Origin of the sequence: Bacillus cereus group sp. RP37, from assembly GCF_040459695.1 — a bacterium.
Classification (GTDB): Bacteria; Bacillota; Bacilli; order Bacillales; family Bacillaceae_G; genus Bacillus_A.
The window spans coordinates 3,900,316-3,915,332 of record NZ_JARVHP010000001.1; the positions used below are offsets into that span (position 1 = coordinate 3,900,316).

Below are 15,017 nucleotides of genomic sequence, written 5' to 3' on the forward strand. Positions count from 1 at the left end.
ACTGTATAATGATCATAAAATGAGTCTTACTTTCATTTGTAGGCAATTTTTGCAAATTCTATACTACAAAGATGTAGATAAATCATTATCAACGCCTATATTATACGATTCTCCTTTATAATTCAATATTTTTAAGGAAATTGTTACTCTTAAAATGTGAAAATCTGATGAAACTTGACAATTTACAACAATATATTAGATAATGACTGTTTATTTTTCTATTTCATAAGCAAAAATCAAAAAAATCCCTCTACGATGAGAGGGATTTTTTTCTTATAATATAATCGCAATTAATCCGCCAGATCCTTCATTAATAATTCTTTCTAGTGTTTCTTTTAATTTATATCTCGCATTTTCTGGCATTAAAGATAGTTTCGCTTGAATGCCTTCTCGCACAATAGAGCTAAGCGAACGTCCGAATATATCAGAATTCCAAATTGATAATGGGTCATCTTCAAAATCTTGCATTAAATAACGAACTAGTTCTTCACTTTGCTTTTCAGTACCAATGATTGGCTCAAACGTTGACTCCACATCTACTTTAATCATATGAATAGATGGAGCTACAGCTTTTAATTTCACACCAAACCTTGAACCGTGACGAATAATTTCTGGCTCATCTAAGCTCATGTCAGCTAACGCAGGCGCCGCTACACCATATCCTGTTTGCTTTACCATACGTAGGGCATCCGCCACTTGATCATATTCTATTTTCGCATGAGATAAATCGAGCATAAGCTTCAATAAATGATCTTTCCCTCGAATTTCTACTCCTACTACTTCTTTTAAAATCTGATCGTACAATTCATCTGGTGCATATAAATCAATCTCTGCTACGCCTTGCCCCATGTCAATGCCAGCTAGGCTCGCTCGATCAATAAATTCATACTGACTAAACTGCCAAACGACGCGGTCCACATCACGAAGACGTTTTATATCCTTCACAGTCTCTTGAACAGCTTCTTGATAACTTCGGCGTAACCAATGCCCTTCATTTAACACCATTACCCAGCTCGGAAGGTTAACATTCACTTCTAAAACCGGGAACTCAAATAACGCCTCTCGCAGCACATTGTACACATCTGTTTCCCTTAAACTTTCTACACTCATCGCAATGACTGGGATATCATATTCTTCAGATAAACTTTGGCGCAATTGCTCTGTATCTGGATGATACGGCTGTACAGTGTTGATGATCATAATGAAAGGTTTTCCGACTTCTTTTAACTCATTTACTACGCGTTCTTCTGCCTCTATATAATCTCTTCTTGGAATTTCACCAATCGTTCCATCTGTTGTAATGACAACACCAATTGTTGAATGTTCTTGAATTACTTTACGTGTTCCGATTTCTGCAGCTTCATGGAATGGAATAGGCTCTTCATACCAAGGAGTATTAATCATGCGCGGGCCATTCTCATCTTCATAACCTTTTGCTCCTGGAACCGTATATCCGACGCAATCTACCAATCGAATATTCACTTCAAGGCCTTCATCTACTTCGATAGAAACCGCTTGGTTTGGAACAAACTTCGGTTCCGTCGTCATGATTGTACGACCAGCAGCACTTTGAGGCAGTTCATCCTGCGCCCTTTGACGGTCAGACTCATTCTCAATATTAGGAATAACTACAAGTTCCATAAATTTTTTAATGAATGTTGATTTCCCTGTTCGAACAGCTCCTACAACTCCAAAATAAATATCACCGCCTGTGCGTTCCGCAATATCTTTAAAAATATCTACCTTTTCCAAGTGATTCCCTCCCTCAATATTTTTGGGAATAATTCCACATTTATAGTCAACTAATACCTTCTCTAACGTTGCCTATAATATCTGATATAATATAATGGTATTCTAGAAGTTCGGACAATATATCATATAATTTTGTCCAATTTCATATGACTATTAAAAAATATCTTTTGTTTGCATCGTAAGTTGTGTAACATAAAAAACCTTTCTTCTAGAACTTATTCACTAAAAGAAAGGTTCATGACTTATGATTTTAAAAAAATTGGTTCTCCATTCTTTACCGTATACGGTAAAGAATACGCAGGTACAAATGGAGAGTCTTTCGAAAGTATATTCCGAATATCTTCCCCCTCCTTAAATTGCCCTTCATTTTTTTTCAACGCTTCATATAAGTCGATTCTATAATCAACATAAATTTCTCCCTTTTCATTGATTACAAAAGGAAGTCCTTTACCAGAATACGGACTTGTCACTTGTGGTACCTCTTTATATCCTAGTTTTTTGAAATCTAATTCATACACACCATCTGAAATTACCTTTTTAAAAGGCGGATATTGATGTTCATCCCGATACATCCTAAGCTTTAATGATAATTCCTGAATTTGTTCAGCCATCCTAACATCAATTAACTTTACTGTCGGGTTTGTTTCAACGTCTATTAATACGTATTGATATACCCCTCCACTTTCATACGCATTCCCTGGCGCTTCTTGTATGTAACGCGGAGCAATCTTTTGAAAATCAATTGGATACTTTTGATAAATAGGTGTACTCATATCCCGCGTCTTAATTGGCAATATCCCATCATTTTGCTCCTTAAATGTCACAACAGCTTTTTGAACAACCTGCAGCTGATCTTCATAAGGAACCGCATTTTGCTTCATATTTTCTTTCGGGTACAGACATCCTGTTAAAAAGCTCATACAACAAAATATTAAAATAATATGTACTTTTTTCACTAGCAATCACCTTTTTCATACTAATATAACTTGCTCCGTATGTTACATTTTCGAGTCCATTCCCTTTACTGCTGTACAGGTCCACTAAATACAACAAGAAAAATAACAATTCCTGACACAATCATAAGGGTGTAGGCTACTAATGCTGTAATCCCTTTCAAAAATTTATTCTTTATTTTATATCTGCTTAGTAAAATAAAACTTACTGCAAAAAACATAAATCCAATTGCACCTAAAGCAAACCACATTTTTATAAGCCCTTCCGACATATACACACCCCTTTTTATTAATCTATTTTTATACTATTTTAACAAATTAAAATCTTTAAACAAATAAAAAAGAACATTTTACTACGAATTTGCGAATATGTAACTTTAATCAACAGGATTTCCACATTTTCCATTAATGTATATAAAAATAAAAACCGAAGCGAGTGTATCCCTCGCTTCGGTTGACCAAATATGCCCAAAACAGCTCTATTCCCATACTTTCATGGCTATCATATGCAATCTACAAACTCTTTGTTTCTCATATTTTATTTTTTAAACATTTTGCTTAACGAGCCAAAATCTGCTGGCATATTATTGTTAATAATCGCTTTTACAATTTGATCCTCTTGTTCTTTCGGCACTTCACGTCCTGCCATAAGAGCCACTTGATGAATCAATTGACGAAGTACAGTTTCATCACGTAAATTCGCATTTTGTACAGATGATGCTAATTTAAAAATATCTTCTTTATTCACTTTCGCTTCTTTTTCAATGTTATTAAAAATGTTATTATCCATTCTTTTCACCCTCTCCTCAAGTTACTCTTCATCCTATGCAAAAAATAAAAAAATGGTGAAAAGACCCAAAAAAATAAAAAGCGACAGAAGTACAAATGTACTTCTGTCGCTTTTCTTTAAAGCAAGTCAGGTATAGCTTCCACTTCATGTTTTCGAACACGTCCCATTAATGAGCCTACCGCATCTTTTACGTTATTCCCATTGAACAGTACGTCATATAAAGCAGCTGTAATCGGCATTTCAACTTCCATTTTCTCTGCTAATTCATGAGCAGCTTTCGTTGTTCTTACACCTTCTACAACCATACCCATACTTTCTAACACTTCTTCTAAAGAGTGTCCTTTTCCAAGCATATTTCCAGCGCGCCAATTGCGGCTATGAACACTTGTACAAGTTACAATTAAGTCTCCCATACCAGTTAAACCAGCAAACGTTAACGGATTTCCGCCCATTTTTCTTCCTAAACGAGCAATCTCCGTTAAACCACGTGTCATTAATGCCGCTTTCGCATTATCACCTAATCCAAGTCCATCAGTTATTCCAGCAGCTAATGCGATAATATTTTTTAACGCACCGCCAAGCTCAACCCCAACGATATCTGGATTTGTGTATACACGGAAGTAGCTATTCATAAACAAGTCTTGTACGTCCTCAGCCGCTTCCATACGCTTCGCTGCAGACGTAACAGTTGTCGCTTGACGTAAACCAACTTCTTCAGCATGACTCGGTCCAGACAGTACAACAACATCTTTAATCAAGCTCTCTGGAATTTCTTCCTCAATCACTTCCGAAATACGTTTTGACGTACCAGGTTCAATTCCTTTACTTGCATGAATCCAAGTAGTTGGACCCGCTATATATTTCTTCATATCTTGCAATACTTCTCTATACGCTTTCGTTGGTACTACAAGAAGTACTACATTTACATCTACTAATGCTTCTTCTAAAGAAGAGTAGGCTACGATTGTGCTTGGCAATGTAATTCCTGGAAGGTATCGACTATTCTCATGTTTTGTATTAATCTCATCCATAAGTTCAGAACGATTTCCCCAAATACGTACATCATGTCCATTGTCAGCTAATACCATCGCTAACGCTGTTCCCCAGCTACCTGCTCCAACTACTGTGATTTTTGTCATAAAATCACATCCTCTCCATTAGTCTCTTGCTCTAGCGATAATGTGAATCGGCGTCCCTACAAAGCCAAATGATTCACGTAAACGATTCTTTAAGAAGCGCTCATATGAGAAGTGCAATAATTCTGGATCGTTTACAAACACAACAAATGTTGGTGGTTTTACTGCAACTTGTGTTGCATAGAAAATCTTCAGGCGGCTACCGTTATGCGTTGGCGTTGGATTCATCGCTACCGCATCCATAATTACATCATTTAATACATTCGTTTGAATACGGATACTATGGCTTTCATTTACTTCATCGATAACCGGTATTAACGTTTGTGTACGTTTTCTCGTTTTCGCAGATAAGAACACAATCGGTGCATACTCTAAAAATTGGAAGTGAGCACGGATATTTTCTTCAAATGCTTTCATTGTTTTCTCATCTTTTTTCACTGCGTCCCATTTGTTTACAACGATAACAACAGCTCGCCCTGAATCATGAGCATATCCAGCGATTTTTTTATCTTGTTCAATAATTCCTTCTTCACCGTCTAAAACGACTAAAACAACGTCAGAACGTTCAATAGCTCTTAGTGCACGAAGTACACTATACTTTTCTGTACTTTCATACACTTTCCCTTTTTTACGCATACCAGCTGTATCGATAATTACATAATCTTTTCCGTCTTTGCTATATGGTGTATCGACAGCATCACGAGTTGTTCCTGCTACATTACTAACAATTACACGCTCTTGCCCAAGAAGAGCATTTACAAGTGATGATTTCCCTACATTTGGACGTCCAATTAAAGAGAAACGAATTGTATCTTCATCATATCCGTCTTCTTCAATCTTTGGAAAATGCTGTGCAGCTTCGTCTAATAAATCACCTAATCCTAATCCGTGTGTACCTGAAATTGGGAATGGCTCGCCAAATCCTAATGCATAGAAGTCATAAATGTCACTGCGCATCTCTGGATTGTCTACTTTATTTACTGCAAGTACAACTGGTTTATTTGAACGATATAAAATTTTTGCAACTTCTTCATCCGCTGCTGTTACACCGTCACGACCATTTGTCATAAAAATGATAACATCTGCTTCATCAATCGCTACTTCAGCTTGTTGACGAATTTGTGTCAAAAATGGCTCGTCTCCAATATCAATTCCACCTGTATCAATAATGTTAAATTCATGATTTAACCAATCTCCAGCGCTATAAATACGATCGCGCGTTACACCTGGAATATCTTCTACGATTGAAACTCTCTCTCCAACAATTCTATTGAAAATAGTAGATTTCCCTACGTTCGGGCGGCCTACTATTGCTATTACTGGTTTCGGCATATACTTTCATCCTTTCAACTTACATCTGTTTATTATGTAAAAAACCCTTCTTTGTGCAAGAAGGGATTTGCATTCCAGAATATTTCTCAACGTATCAAAACACCTCACATTATAACACACGTTGCTAATGTTTCACAATAATATATACATTCTCTTGTAAGCGATGCGCAATACCATCTAAAATTGCCTCTAAATTATTTGCAACAAATTCTAATTCCTCTGTCGATTCACAAGTAAACAAAGGGGCACCCCCAGCAAATTTCTCCGGGGTCGTTGTAATAACTGCAAGAATGACACTTTCTAACATCATCTCTTATCTCCCCTTCCTTTCGGGGCTTCCGATGACATATGAACAGCACTTTCTAACGTCGGCACATTCCCTATGACACCTATCGCTTTCTCTGCATCTTGATCTTGTGGCAAGACAAAAATCCCAACCCTACCATCTTCTAAATCACGCTTTGCTAACGGTACAAGCGCCGGCGTACCAGAATCTCTATAAATCCCTAAAGCAACAGACACATCATGTAAAATAGCTTGCCTTTGTCCTAAGTTTGAGATTGTCACCATCGCATCAATTGATTTCGGCCTTAAAATAAAGCCCATCCCATATTTCATAATTTCCTCTTGTCTTGCTGGCAATCCAATATTCATAATATAAATATTATCAATGTACAGCCCCGCTCCCTCAAAACGAAGTGGAACATGCTCAATATCAACAAGATCATGTAACCTCTTACCAGACATTAATTTTTTCGCGATAAAAAATGAGATTATAGCCATAATTACTCCAGCAATCCATGAACGGAACCCTATATACGCAAACGTCGTTGCAAACGACGTTAACATCGACAAATAGTTACGACTTTCAAAAACTAATGCAATTCCTTCAATGTATGTATTTCCACGCGGTACGAGCTCATATCCATCTAATTGTTGAAGTGTATTTCTTTCCATATTTCGCACATCACGAAACTGTGTTGCTGCTAACGTAAGAAACGTAATGGCAGAAAAATCTTTTTTCAAAATAGACGGAATCGCAATCGCTCCTAAAGCCGCTGCAATTAATCCCATCGCAATGTGAATAATTTTCCCGTGGAGCCTCGTTGGATATTGCCGCGTATCTGTCCGGAGCATTAGCACTCTCGTTACTGTCCCCGCTATTACGCCGCATAAAATGGCCGGTGTATATTCAGTCATGTATTACCCTCGCCTTTCTTTTACGTGTTTTCCTCTTGAACTGTTCCATGTATATTGATGCTTTTGCAATCCAAAACAAAATTGCCATGAACAATGTAGAAACGGCGACGATATCAAAAAAAGATAAACTACCGTAATCGTAAGGAAAATGTAGCTTCCGAAAAATAAGTGTCACAAACAACTCTCCCTGTAACATTCCTATATAAAGAGAACATAATCGTAATATGCGATCCTCATGTAATAACACCGATGCATACACAAGAGCACTACTTAACAAAAACAACCTGTCCACCACAATCCAAATTGGATCATATACTTCTAACAAATGAAAACTTGTATATAACATTGCAATAATAAGTGCCGAGAGTAAGCTGTATAATTTTTTCCAAATAGAATATAGTGCGATTCCTATAAAAGCAACAACAGAAAGTAAAAGTGCATTTACTGATACCGTGAATGAAGCAACCGTTACATGTAACGGAGAGCAAATAATAAAAATCAATATACAAGCGCTTATCTTCCACCGGATAGAATCCTTTTTCATAAAAAAAGTTACGACAATCCACCCTATCCAAGCTACAAAATAAAAAGTACTCCCTTCCATCATTTCACCTCCTATGTTTTCCATTATGGGAACTTTTTATGAAAGTTAATCCTCTTTCTTCGCGCATAGTTTTTTCATATAACAGCAACACTTTTAATAAGGAGGTGCTATTCATTATGGGTAAAGATCGTCAAGAACGAAAACTAAGAGAATCACGCCGCGTTGAATCTGACCGTGATCAATCACTACAATATCCGGGTGCTACTGGGCTTGATACACCAGAGCAAGCTCGCAAGCAGAATCAGCACTAATGAATACAAAAGACGGTTTCGATATTGTACGAAACCGTCTTTTACATAATTATTTTAATGATTTTTATTTATATCAAAATAATATTTTATATACGAATCTTCCGTTGATTAATTTTTCCCTCCACTTATTTTCCTTGGCAAAATTAACCCCTATCCAATAATCCAGTAGCACATTATCTACATTTTCCAGTCGCAACTTTTACAAGGTAATATTTATACATCGCAATAATTTAATTTCATTTTTATTTTGATAGAATATTAATTTCATCCCTCACTTTATAGTACTAAAAAAGAACAGCAAATAAAAAAACCAACCAAACGGTTGATTTTTTATCTTCTACTATAATGAACCGTATCAATCCCACGCTGCATTAACCAATGATACGTTTCGCCCTTTACAACAAGAGGTACAGATTGTAACTCTTCTATCGTCTTCGCCCCAAGAGCGGTCATAATAAATTTCAAATCTTTATGTAACAGATCAATTTCATCCACTAACTTCTCGATACCATCTTGCATTAAAATGCGTAAAAAATATCCAGCAAAAGCAGTTGTATTCGCCCCTAATGCGATTGCCTTCGCTACGTCAAGCGCTGTTTGTATGCCCCCAGATGCAATAAAAGAGAGGTTATTATTTGTAGAGGTTGCTTCAATAATCGAGGTAGCTGTTTGTATGCCCCAGTTATTAAAATAAGAAAGCATTCGTTGTCTTCTTTCATTTTCAACTGCAGCAAAATTCGTACCACCTTGTCCACCAATATCAATTGCCGTTACACCTATACTCACTAACCGCTGTACAGTTTCCTTGCTCATCCCAAATCCAACTTCTTTTACAATGACAGGAACTTTACTATTTAAAACAATTTTCTCAATACGCTGAAGTACACCAGTAAAGTCACGGTCTCCTTCTGGCATCGTTAACTCTTGTATGACATTCAAATGAATTTGTAGCGCATTTGCTTCAATCATATCAACCGCACGCTCTGCCTGTTCGATAGTTGCCTCACTACCTAAATTAGCAAAGAAAATACCATTTGGGTTTACCTTTCTGATAATCTTATAAGAAGCAGCCTCACTTTCATCTTTTAACGCCGCCATTTGCGAACCTACAGCCATAGCAAGATTATGATGTTTCGCTACATATGCTAATTGCTCATTAATATGTAACGTTTTCTCTCCTCCACCACCAGTCATCGCATTGATAAAAATCGGCGAACTTAGTGAAAGTTCGCCGATTTTTGTTTCACATGTTATTGTGTCATAACTTGAATTTGGCAATCCTTGATGCACAAAATCAATATCATGAAAGCCATGCGTACGAGACTGACCTGTAGAAAGAGCGTATTCAATATGATCTAATTTACGTTTTGCCCTTGCCACTTGTACCCCTCTTTATTTCTTTAATTTTTTCAGTTGTTCACCAATAATATCACTTAATTGGAAAGTAGCAGAATCAGCATTTGGTTCATACTGACTGTAATCTTCAATTACATTATTTTCCTCAAGCGCTTCTTTTATACTTAAAGAAATACGTTTCTCTGCTACATGGACTTCCAGCACTTTCACTTTTACTTCTTGTCCCATTTCCAATACTTCATTTGGATTTTTCACATGACGATTTGCAATTTGAGATACATGCACAAGACCTTCAACGCCAGGTAAAATTTCAACGAATGCACCGAATGTAACAAGACGTTTTACTACTCCCTCACGAATATCTCCAGCTTTTACTTCGCCAGCAACATTTTCCCAAGGGCCCGGTTGAGCTGCTTTAATTGATAAAGAAATACGCTGTGTATCAGCATCAACAGATAATACCTTTACCTTTACCTTTTGACCTTGCTCTAATACTTCAGAAGGTTGTTCTACACGTTCGTGTGAAATTTGTGAAATATGAACTAAACCGTCCACACCACCAACGTTAACGAAAGCACCAAAGTTCGTTAATCGTTGTACTGTTCCTTCAACAACGTCGCCTTCTTTTAATGAAGAAATTGCTTCTTTCTTCTTAGAATCTAGTTCTAATTCTACTACTGCTTTATGCGAAAGAATTACACGATTTTTTTCGCGGTCTAATTCAACAATTTTCACGGCTAATGTTTTGCCTTTATAGTCAGTAAAATCTTCTACATAATGTACTTCCACAAGTGAAGCCGGGATAAAACCACGAACACCAAGGTCCACAACTAATCCACCATTCACGATATCTTTTACAGTAACATCAAATACATGACCAGAAGTAAATTTCTCTTGTAATTCTACCCATGCTTTTTCTGCATCAACAGCACGCTTAGATAAGACAAGATCATCTTCTTCTAATTTAATAATTTTTAATTCTAGTATTTGATCTAATTCTACAACATCGCTTGCTTTTTCAATATGAACGTTAGCTAATTCACTAATTGGAATTACGCCATCTGTTTTGTATCCAACATTTACAAGCACTTGTTTCTCTTCAACTTTCGTTACAGAACCTGTAACAACGTCACCAACTTGTAATTCTTTTGAATCCATAACTTCTTCATTCATTTTCTCTACCATGGAAATACCTCCCTACAGAATTGACAAAGCATTTTTTATGTATATACGAAATGAAAACAAATGTTTTCATTTGCATGTTTAAGAATTTATCATCACATACTCAGTTTTCATACATTTCACTAGAAAATATATTAAACCTATATAAATAGTATACAGCAAAATCATCTTGAAGAAAGTATGTTTTGAAATATAATAGCGAATATATTCTGAAAGTTTTATCCTTCTTTTACTAACTTCTTACAAATCCGATCATTTGTCAAGGAAAGAGACTCACAATTCACGTATCCTTTACATTTATATATAAACAAAAAAAAAGAAAGAGGTTATCCCCTTTCTTTATTTCGCAAAAACTCCTGAAACAATACTCATAATTTTTTGGACAACTTCTTCAATTGATAAAGAAGTTGTATCTAATTCCAATGCATCATCAGCTTTTTTCAGAGGAGAAACTTCGCGTTCTGAATCTAATTTATCACGCTGAGCAATTTCTTCTTTTAACTGCTCTAAATTAGAATCGAAACCTTTATTTGTATTTTCTAAATGTCTTCTTTCTGCTCTTTCTTCAACAGAAGCAAGCATAAAGATCTTCACTTCAGCATCTGGTAACACATGTGTACCAATATCACGGCCATCCATTACAACGCCGCCTTTTTCCGCTAACTCTTGTTGACGACGTACCATTTCTTCACGAACAAGGCGATGTTTCGCCACAATAGATACTCGATTCGTCACCTCAGGTGTACGAATTACTTCAGAAACATCTTGTCCATTTAAAAATACAAGTTGTGTATTTTCTCCTTGTTGAAACTCAATATTCACATTCTTTACAACTTCCATTAACTTCTCTTCATTTTCAATGTCCACTTTTTGCTCAAGGGCTGCATATGTAATCGCACGATACATTGCGCCTGTATCAATATAAACGTAAGAAAGTTTCTTTGCCACAACTTTTGCAACCGTACTTTTTCCAGCAGCTGCTGGACCATCTATAGCAATTGAAATTCGTTTATCCATTGTAACACCTCATTTTTTCACTTATAAAACAAAACGAAAAGCAGGTATTCTCCTGCTTCTTCTCATTTGCTTCACGTCATTAAATCCTCAATTATTGTAGCATAATCCTTACTAGAAGAAAATGAAAACTACCTATTCACCTGTAAGATTTCTGTTTTGTTTTTTACCATGACACCTTCATAATAAACAATTTTAGATAAATATTTCACTGATGACTTATGTATAAATAACAATTGCACAACACAAAGACAAATGAATTGTATTATTAATATACGAATAAAAATTCTCTCCATCTTTTTCAACGTAAATGCTCCCTCCTATACTATATTTACACATTTCGTTTCATGATTTTATACATCGTACATATAGCAGTTAATTTTATTGTCATTTTCGAGGCATACTTTTATACATTTCCATTGTCGAATTTACTCAAAACATGTTATGTTCTAAATGTATTTTTTTACTTGAAAGGGGTATAAGCATTGAAAAGAATCCTAGTTTTACACACAGGTGGAACAATTGCAATGGAGGAAGATAAAGAAACTGGGGTCGTACAACCAGGTGAAAAAAATCCTCTTTTAAAATTCATTCCTGATTTAGAAGGCGATGTTGATTTAATCGTTGAAGATGTGTTCCATCTACCATCTCCTCATATGACACCGAGCGAAATGTTACAATTACAAGTCATCATTGATGAAAGAGTAAAACAAGACAACATTCATGGCGTAGTCATTACGCATGGTACGGATACATTAGAAGAAACAGCCTATTTCTTAGATTTAACAGTGCAAGCAACTATTCCGATCGTTGTGACTGGCGCAATGCGTTCTAGTAATGAATTAGGTGCTGATGGTCTATATAACTTCTTATCGGCTGTAAAAGTCGCTAGCTGTAGTGAAGCTGCAGAAAAAGGTGTTCTAGTTGTATTAAACGACGAAATTCATTGCGCTACAAATGTAACGAAAACACATACAAGTAATGTAGCAACATTCCAGAGTCCACAGTATGGACCAATTGGTATGGTAACAAAGCGCAGTGTTGTATTCCATCACGCTTTAGTACATCACGAAACATATTCAGTAAATAAAATTTCTAAAAACGTAGTTGTTCTAAAAGCATACGCTGGTATGGACGATACATTGTTAGCAGCAATTGAAAACCTTCCAGTAGACGGGATTGTCATTGAAGCACTCGGGCAAGGTAATTTACCTCCAAGAACACTTCCTAGTATAGAACGATTAATAAACAAAGGAATTCCTGTCGTATTAGTTTCTCGCTGTTTCAACGGCATCGTTCAAGATGTATATTCATATGAAGGTGGCGGCAAACAATTAAAAGATATGGGTATTGTATTCACATACGGTTTAAATGCCCAAAAAGCACGTATTAAATTATTAGTTGCATTAGAGAATACAAATTCTCATGAAACAATCCAAAATATGTTTATGCACGATTAAAAAAGAAGCTGTCGAAGTTTATTTCGACAGCTTCTTTTTACATTTCTCTTGTTGCAATGGTTTGCGCAATCGCATCTCCATGAAATCGACCGTTCTCAATAAATATTTCATTTGCATTATTTCCAGCAGCAATTACACCTGCAATGAAAATATTTTCAGCGTTCGTTTCCAATGTATCCTCTGCATAAATTGGACGTCCTGTTTCTTCATCAATCCGAACACCCATTTTCGTTAAGAAACTATGATTAGGATGGTAACCAGTCATCGCAAATACAAAATCATTTTGGATTGTATATGCCTCGCCATCAACTGTATACGTTAATGTATGTTCAGTAATTTCTTTCACATGAGCCTGGAAATGCATTTGAATTGTGCCGTTTCGTACTAATGCCTCAAACTCCGGCAAAATCCACGGCTTTATGCTTGGTGAATACTCACTTCCGCGATATAAAACTGTTACACGCGCACCAGCTTTAACAAGTTCTAGTGCGGCATCTACACTCGAATTTTTCCCACCTATAACGACTACATCTCGATCAAAATAAGGATGTCCCTCTTTAAAATAGTGAGCTACTTTCTTCAATTCCTCACCTGGAACATTCATATAATTCGGATTGTCATAATATCCAGTTGCTACAACAATATATTTCGCTATATATACTTCTTTACTTCCGTCACGCTTTGTCGTCTCAACCTGAAAAACTTCTCCATCTTTTTGAACTTTTTCCACTCGTTCAAAAGCATTTACACGTACAGATTTACGCTTTACTACTTCACGATAATACGCAAGCGCTTGATTTCGAACTGGCTTACGATTTTCTGTAATAAAAGCTACTTCACCAATTTCTAATTTTTCACTAGAAGAGAAAAATGTTTGATGAGTTGGATAATTATAAATCGCATTTACAATGTTTCCTTTTTCAATTACTAACGGATTTACCCCTACCTTTTGCAACGAAATCGCCGCTGCTAATCCGCATGGACCGCCTCCGATAATAATAACTGCTTCTTTTTGCATACTCTGTTCACTCCTAGTCTTCTACCTCTGCACTATTTATAAAAACAAGAAAAAACCTACTTACAGCAGTAGGCACCTATCTATATTGTATTCATTTTTCATATATTTGTCATCTAAACGAAACGTACATCCGATAGACATCTGCTAAAAACTGCTGAAATCTAATACCTTGTTTCCCTAATACATTTTCAGGATCAATCTTTCTAGCTGGATCAAGTGTTTTATGTGATACGATATCCTTTTTCGGATTCAAGCCGAAGTTTTGACACAAGTACGCATGATACCACGTAAAACGAGTATACGCTTCCCAAAAGTTAACATCACCGCCATAACAAAGTTCCACTCCAATGGCAGCCTTATTGGCATCATAACCATATAAGTCATTATCGGCCGGCACACCATATCGAACATGATAGGCAACTTCATTTATAGGAATAATTTCTAATATCGTTTTGTCATCTATAAATGTATGTGCCGAGGCTTTCGGTTGTATCTCATTAAAATAATCCCGATTGCCTATCGCATTGCTACCAGGATTCCCCGTATCATGACTTACAATAAACCTTACTTTAGAAAGAGGAATTCCCGGTCGTGAACTTCCATATCCAATATAGTTACGCTCTATAGGAAACATCGCCATTACTACCAACTCCCGCTTCAGAAGATTACTTTACTTCCTTATATATGTATTCGGTAGCAATGTCCTTATAGCATATTTCTTACGCGAAGAGAAAATCGAAAATATTTGATGTGAACACCATAAATAGTAAAATACTTACAGCAACTCCATAAAAACCGTAAAACCAAACACAATCTTCTTTCGTATCTAAACCGAAAAATTTATTTACTGATTGCAATAATGTGCCGCGCTTACTTTGTTTGTTTCTTAATACTTCCACTCGTTCTACAACATCTGCTGGCATCATAAATCTTTGGTCTACTGTCATTTTCATCATTTATCTCTCCTTA

At 36.2% G+C, this 15,017-nt stretch carries 18 protein-coding genes; 2 read left to right on the forward strand and 16 right to left on the reverse strand.

Annotated features, from left to right (window positions below; translation table 11 throughout):
* Positions 1-273: 273 nt before the first annotated feature.
* From spoIVA to QCI44_RS20585, 9 genes are all read right to left on the reverse strand, one after another.
* Positions 274-1,752: a stage IV sporulation protein A gene (gene spoIVA / locus QCI44_RS20545; RefSeq protein ID WP_016082263.1), complete on the reverse strand. Its 1,479-nt coding sequence runs from the start codon at positions 1,750-1,752 to the stop codon at positions 274-276.
* Between the two features lie 242 nt (positions 1,753-1,994).
* A complete protein-coding gene (locus QCI44_RS20550; protein WP_016088644.1) occupies positions 1,995-2,708 on the reverse strand; it encodes a hypothetical protein in 714 nt (237 codons plus the stop codon).
* Between the two features lie 65 nt (positions 2,709-2,773).
* Positions 2,774-2,977 (reverse strand): DUF2768 domain-containing protein, encoded by a 204-nt coding sequence (locus QCI44_RS20555; protein WP_001288995.1) that lies wholly within the window; start codon positions 2,975-2,977, stop codon positions 2,774-2,776.
* Positions 2,978-3,243: 266 nt separating this feature from the next.
* Entirely contained in the window at positions 3,244-3,495 is a 252-nt protein-coding gene (locus QCI44_RS20560) for a stage VI sporulation protein F (RefSeq protein ID WP_000369753.1), read from the reverse strand.
* A 116-nt stretch (positions 3,496-3,611) separates the two neighbouring features.
* Positions 3,612-4,634: an NAD(P)H-dependent glycerol-3-phosphate dehydrogenase gene (locus tag QCI44_RS20565; protein ID WP_016088645.1), complete on the reverse strand. Its 1,023-nt coding sequence runs from the start codon at positions 4,632-4,634 to the stop codon at positions 3,612-3,614.
* A gap of 18 nt (positions 4,635-4,652) precedes the next feature.
* Positions 4,653-5,963, reverse strand: a complete 1,311-nt coding sequence (der, locus tag QCI44_RS20570; RefSeq protein ID WP_001125891.1) for a ribosome biogenesis GTPase Der — start codon at positions 5,961-5,963, stop codon at positions 4,653-4,655.
* A gap of 124 nt (positions 5,964-6,087) precedes the next feature.
* On the reverse strand, positions 6,088-6,273 hold the full coding sequence (locus QCI44_RS20575; protein ID WP_000979054.1) for a capping complex subunit for YIEGIA: 186 nt from the start codon (positions 6,271-6,273) through the stop codon (positions 6,088-6,090).
* Positions 6,270-7,163, reverse strand: coding sequence for a YIEGIA family protein (locus QCI44_RS20580; protein ID WP_016088646.1), 894 nt, complete (start codon positions 7,161-7,163; stop codon positions 6,270-6,272). Before QCI44_RS20580 ends, QCI44_RS20575 begins: the two co-directional genes overlap by 4 nt.
* A complete protein-coding gene (locus tag QCI44_RS20585; RefSeq protein WP_016088647.1) occupies positions 7,156-7,767 on the reverse strand; it encodes a YphA family membrane protein in 612 nt (203 codons plus the stop codon). Before QCI44_RS20585 ends, QCI44_RS20580 begins: the two co-directional genes overlap by 8 nt.
* 116 nt (positions 7,768-7,883) lie before the next feature.
* Here QCI44_RS20585 and QCI44_RS20590 point away from each other — a divergent pair, with 116 nt between their 5' ends.
* Positions 7,884-8,018 (forward strand): YpzI family protein, encoded by a 135-nt coding sequence (locus tag QCI44_RS20590; RefSeq protein ID WP_000513900.1) that lies wholly within the window; start codon positions 7,884-7,886, stop codon positions 8,016-8,018.
* Positions 8,019-8,348: 330 nt separating this feature from the next.
* Here QCI44_RS20590 and QCI44_RS20595 read toward each other — a convergent pair whose 3' ends face one another.
* From QCI44_RS20595 to QCI44_RS20610, 4 genes are all read right to left on the reverse strand, one after another.
* Positions 8,349-9,398 (reverse strand): type 2 isopentenyl-diphosphate Delta-isomerase, encoded by a 1,050-nt coding sequence (locus QCI44_RS20595; protein ID WP_016134008.1) that lies wholly within the window; start codon positions 9,396-9,398, stop codon positions 8,349-8,351.
* 12 nt (positions 9,399-9,410) lie between these two features.
* The gene (gene rpsA / locus QCI44_RS20600; RefSeq protein ID WP_016134007.1) at positions 9,411-10,559 is read right to left on the reverse strand and encodes a 30S ribosomal protein S1; all 1,149 of its coding nucleotides are present in this window, start codon (positions 10,557-10,559) and stop codon (positions 9,411-9,413) included.
* Between the two features lie 336 nt (positions 10,560-10,895).
* Complete coding sequence (gene cmk, locus QCI44_RS20605; RefSeq protein WP_016088650.1) at positions 10,896-11,573, reverse strand: (d)CMP kinase; 678 nt, start codon at positions 11,571-11,573, stop codon at positions 10,896-10,898.
* Positions 11,574-11,701: 128 nt separating this feature from the next.
* Positions 11,702-11,875: a YpfB family protein gene (locus QCI44_RS20610; protein WP_080118036.1), complete on the reverse strand. Its 174-nt coding sequence runs from the start codon at positions 11,873-11,875 to the stop codon at positions 11,702-11,704.
* A gap of 180 nt (positions 11,876-12,055) precedes the next feature.
* Between QCI44_RS20610 and ansA the strand changes: the two genes are divergently transcribed.
* Positions 12,056-13,030: an asparaginase gene (gene ansA / locus QCI44_RS20615; RefSeq protein ID WP_098986193.1), complete on the forward strand. Its 975-nt coding sequence runs from the start codon at positions 12,056-12,058 to the stop codon at positions 13,028-13,030.
* Positions 13,031-13,067: 37 nt separating this feature from the next.
* Here ansA and QCI44_RS20620 read toward each other — a convergent pair whose 3' ends face one another.
* The 3 genes from QCI44_RS20620 to QCI44_RS20630 all read right to left on the reverse strand — a co-directional run bounded on the left by QCI44_RS20620 (position 13,068) and on the right by QCI44_RS20630 (position 15,004).
* Positions 13,068-14,048, reverse strand: coding sequence for a YpdA family putative bacillithiol disulfide reductase (locus tag QCI44_RS20620; protein ID WP_016088652.1), 981 nt, complete (start codon positions 14,046-14,048; stop codon positions 13,068-13,070).
* 109 nt (positions 14,049-14,157) lie between these two features.
* On the reverse strand, positions 14,158-14,688 hold the full coding sequence (locus tag QCI44_RS20625; RefSeq protein ID WP_016088653.1) for a peptidoglycan recognition protein family protein: 531 nt from the start codon (positions 14,686-14,688) through the stop codon (positions 14,158-14,160).
* A gap of 79 nt (positions 14,689-14,767) precedes the next feature.
* Entirely contained in the window at positions 14,768-15,004 is a 237-nt protein-coding gene (locus tag QCI44_RS20630) for a DUF3961 domain-containing protein (protein WP_001983018.1), read from the reverse strand.
* Positions 15,005-15,017: the final 13 nt, after the last annotated feature.

Excerpts from the sequence above, each read along its gene's own strand:
- QCI44_RS20585 (WP_016088647.1), bottom strand. The coding sequence starts at position 7,767 with ATGGAAGGGAGTACTTTTTATTTTGTAGCTTGGATAGGGTGGATTGTC.
- rpsA (WP_016134007.1), bottom strand. The coding sequence starts at position 10,559 with ATGGTAGAGAAAATGAATGAAGAAGTTATGGATTCAAAAGAATTACAA.
- QCI44_RS20590 (WP_000513900.1), top strand. The coding sequence starts at position 7,884 with ATGGGTAAAGATCGTCAAGAACGAAAACTAAGAGAATCACGCCGCGTT.
- QCI44_RS20560 (WP_000369753.1), bottom strand. The coding sequence starts at position 3,495 with ATGGATAATAACATTTTTAATAACATTGAAAAAGAAGCGAAAGTGAAT.
- QCI44_RS20630 (WP_001983018.1), bottom strand. The coding sequence starts at position 15,004 with ATGATGAAAATGACAGTAGACCAAAGATTTATGATGCCAGCAGATGTT.
- QCI44_RS20580 (WP_016088646.1), bottom strand. The coding sequence starts at position 7,163 with ATGACTGAATATACACCGGCCATTTTATGCGGCGTAATAGCGGGGACA.
- QCI44_RS20625 (WP_016088653.1), bottom strand. The coding sequence starts at position 14,688 with ATGGCGATGTTTCCTATAGAGCGTAACTATATTGGATATGGAAGTTCA.
- QCI44_RS20620 (WP_016088652.1), bottom strand. The coding sequence starts at position 14,048 with ATGCAAAAAGAAGCAGTTATTATTATCGGAGGCGGTCCATGCGGATTA.
- der (WP_001125891.1), bottom strand. The coding sequence starts at position 5,963 with ATGCCGAAACCAGTAATAGCAATAGTAGGCCGCCCGAACGTAGGGAAA.
- QCI44_RS20555 (WP_001288995.1), bottom strand. The coding sequence starts at position 2,977 with ATGTCGGAAGGGCTTATAAAAATGTGGTTTGCTTTAGGTGCAATTGGA.
- QCI44_RS20575 (WP_000979054.1), bottom strand. The coding sequence starts at position 6,273 with ATGATGTTAGAAAGTGTCATTCTTGCAGTTATTACAACGACCCCGGAG.
- cmk (WP_016088650.1), bottom strand. The coding sequence starts at position 11,573 with ATGGATAAACGAATTTCAATTGCTATAGATGGTCCAGCAGCTGCTGGA.
- QCI44_RS20565 (WP_016088645.1), bottom strand. The coding sequence starts at position 4,634 with ATGACAAAAATCACAGTAGTTGGAGCAGGTAGCTGGGGAACAGCGTTA.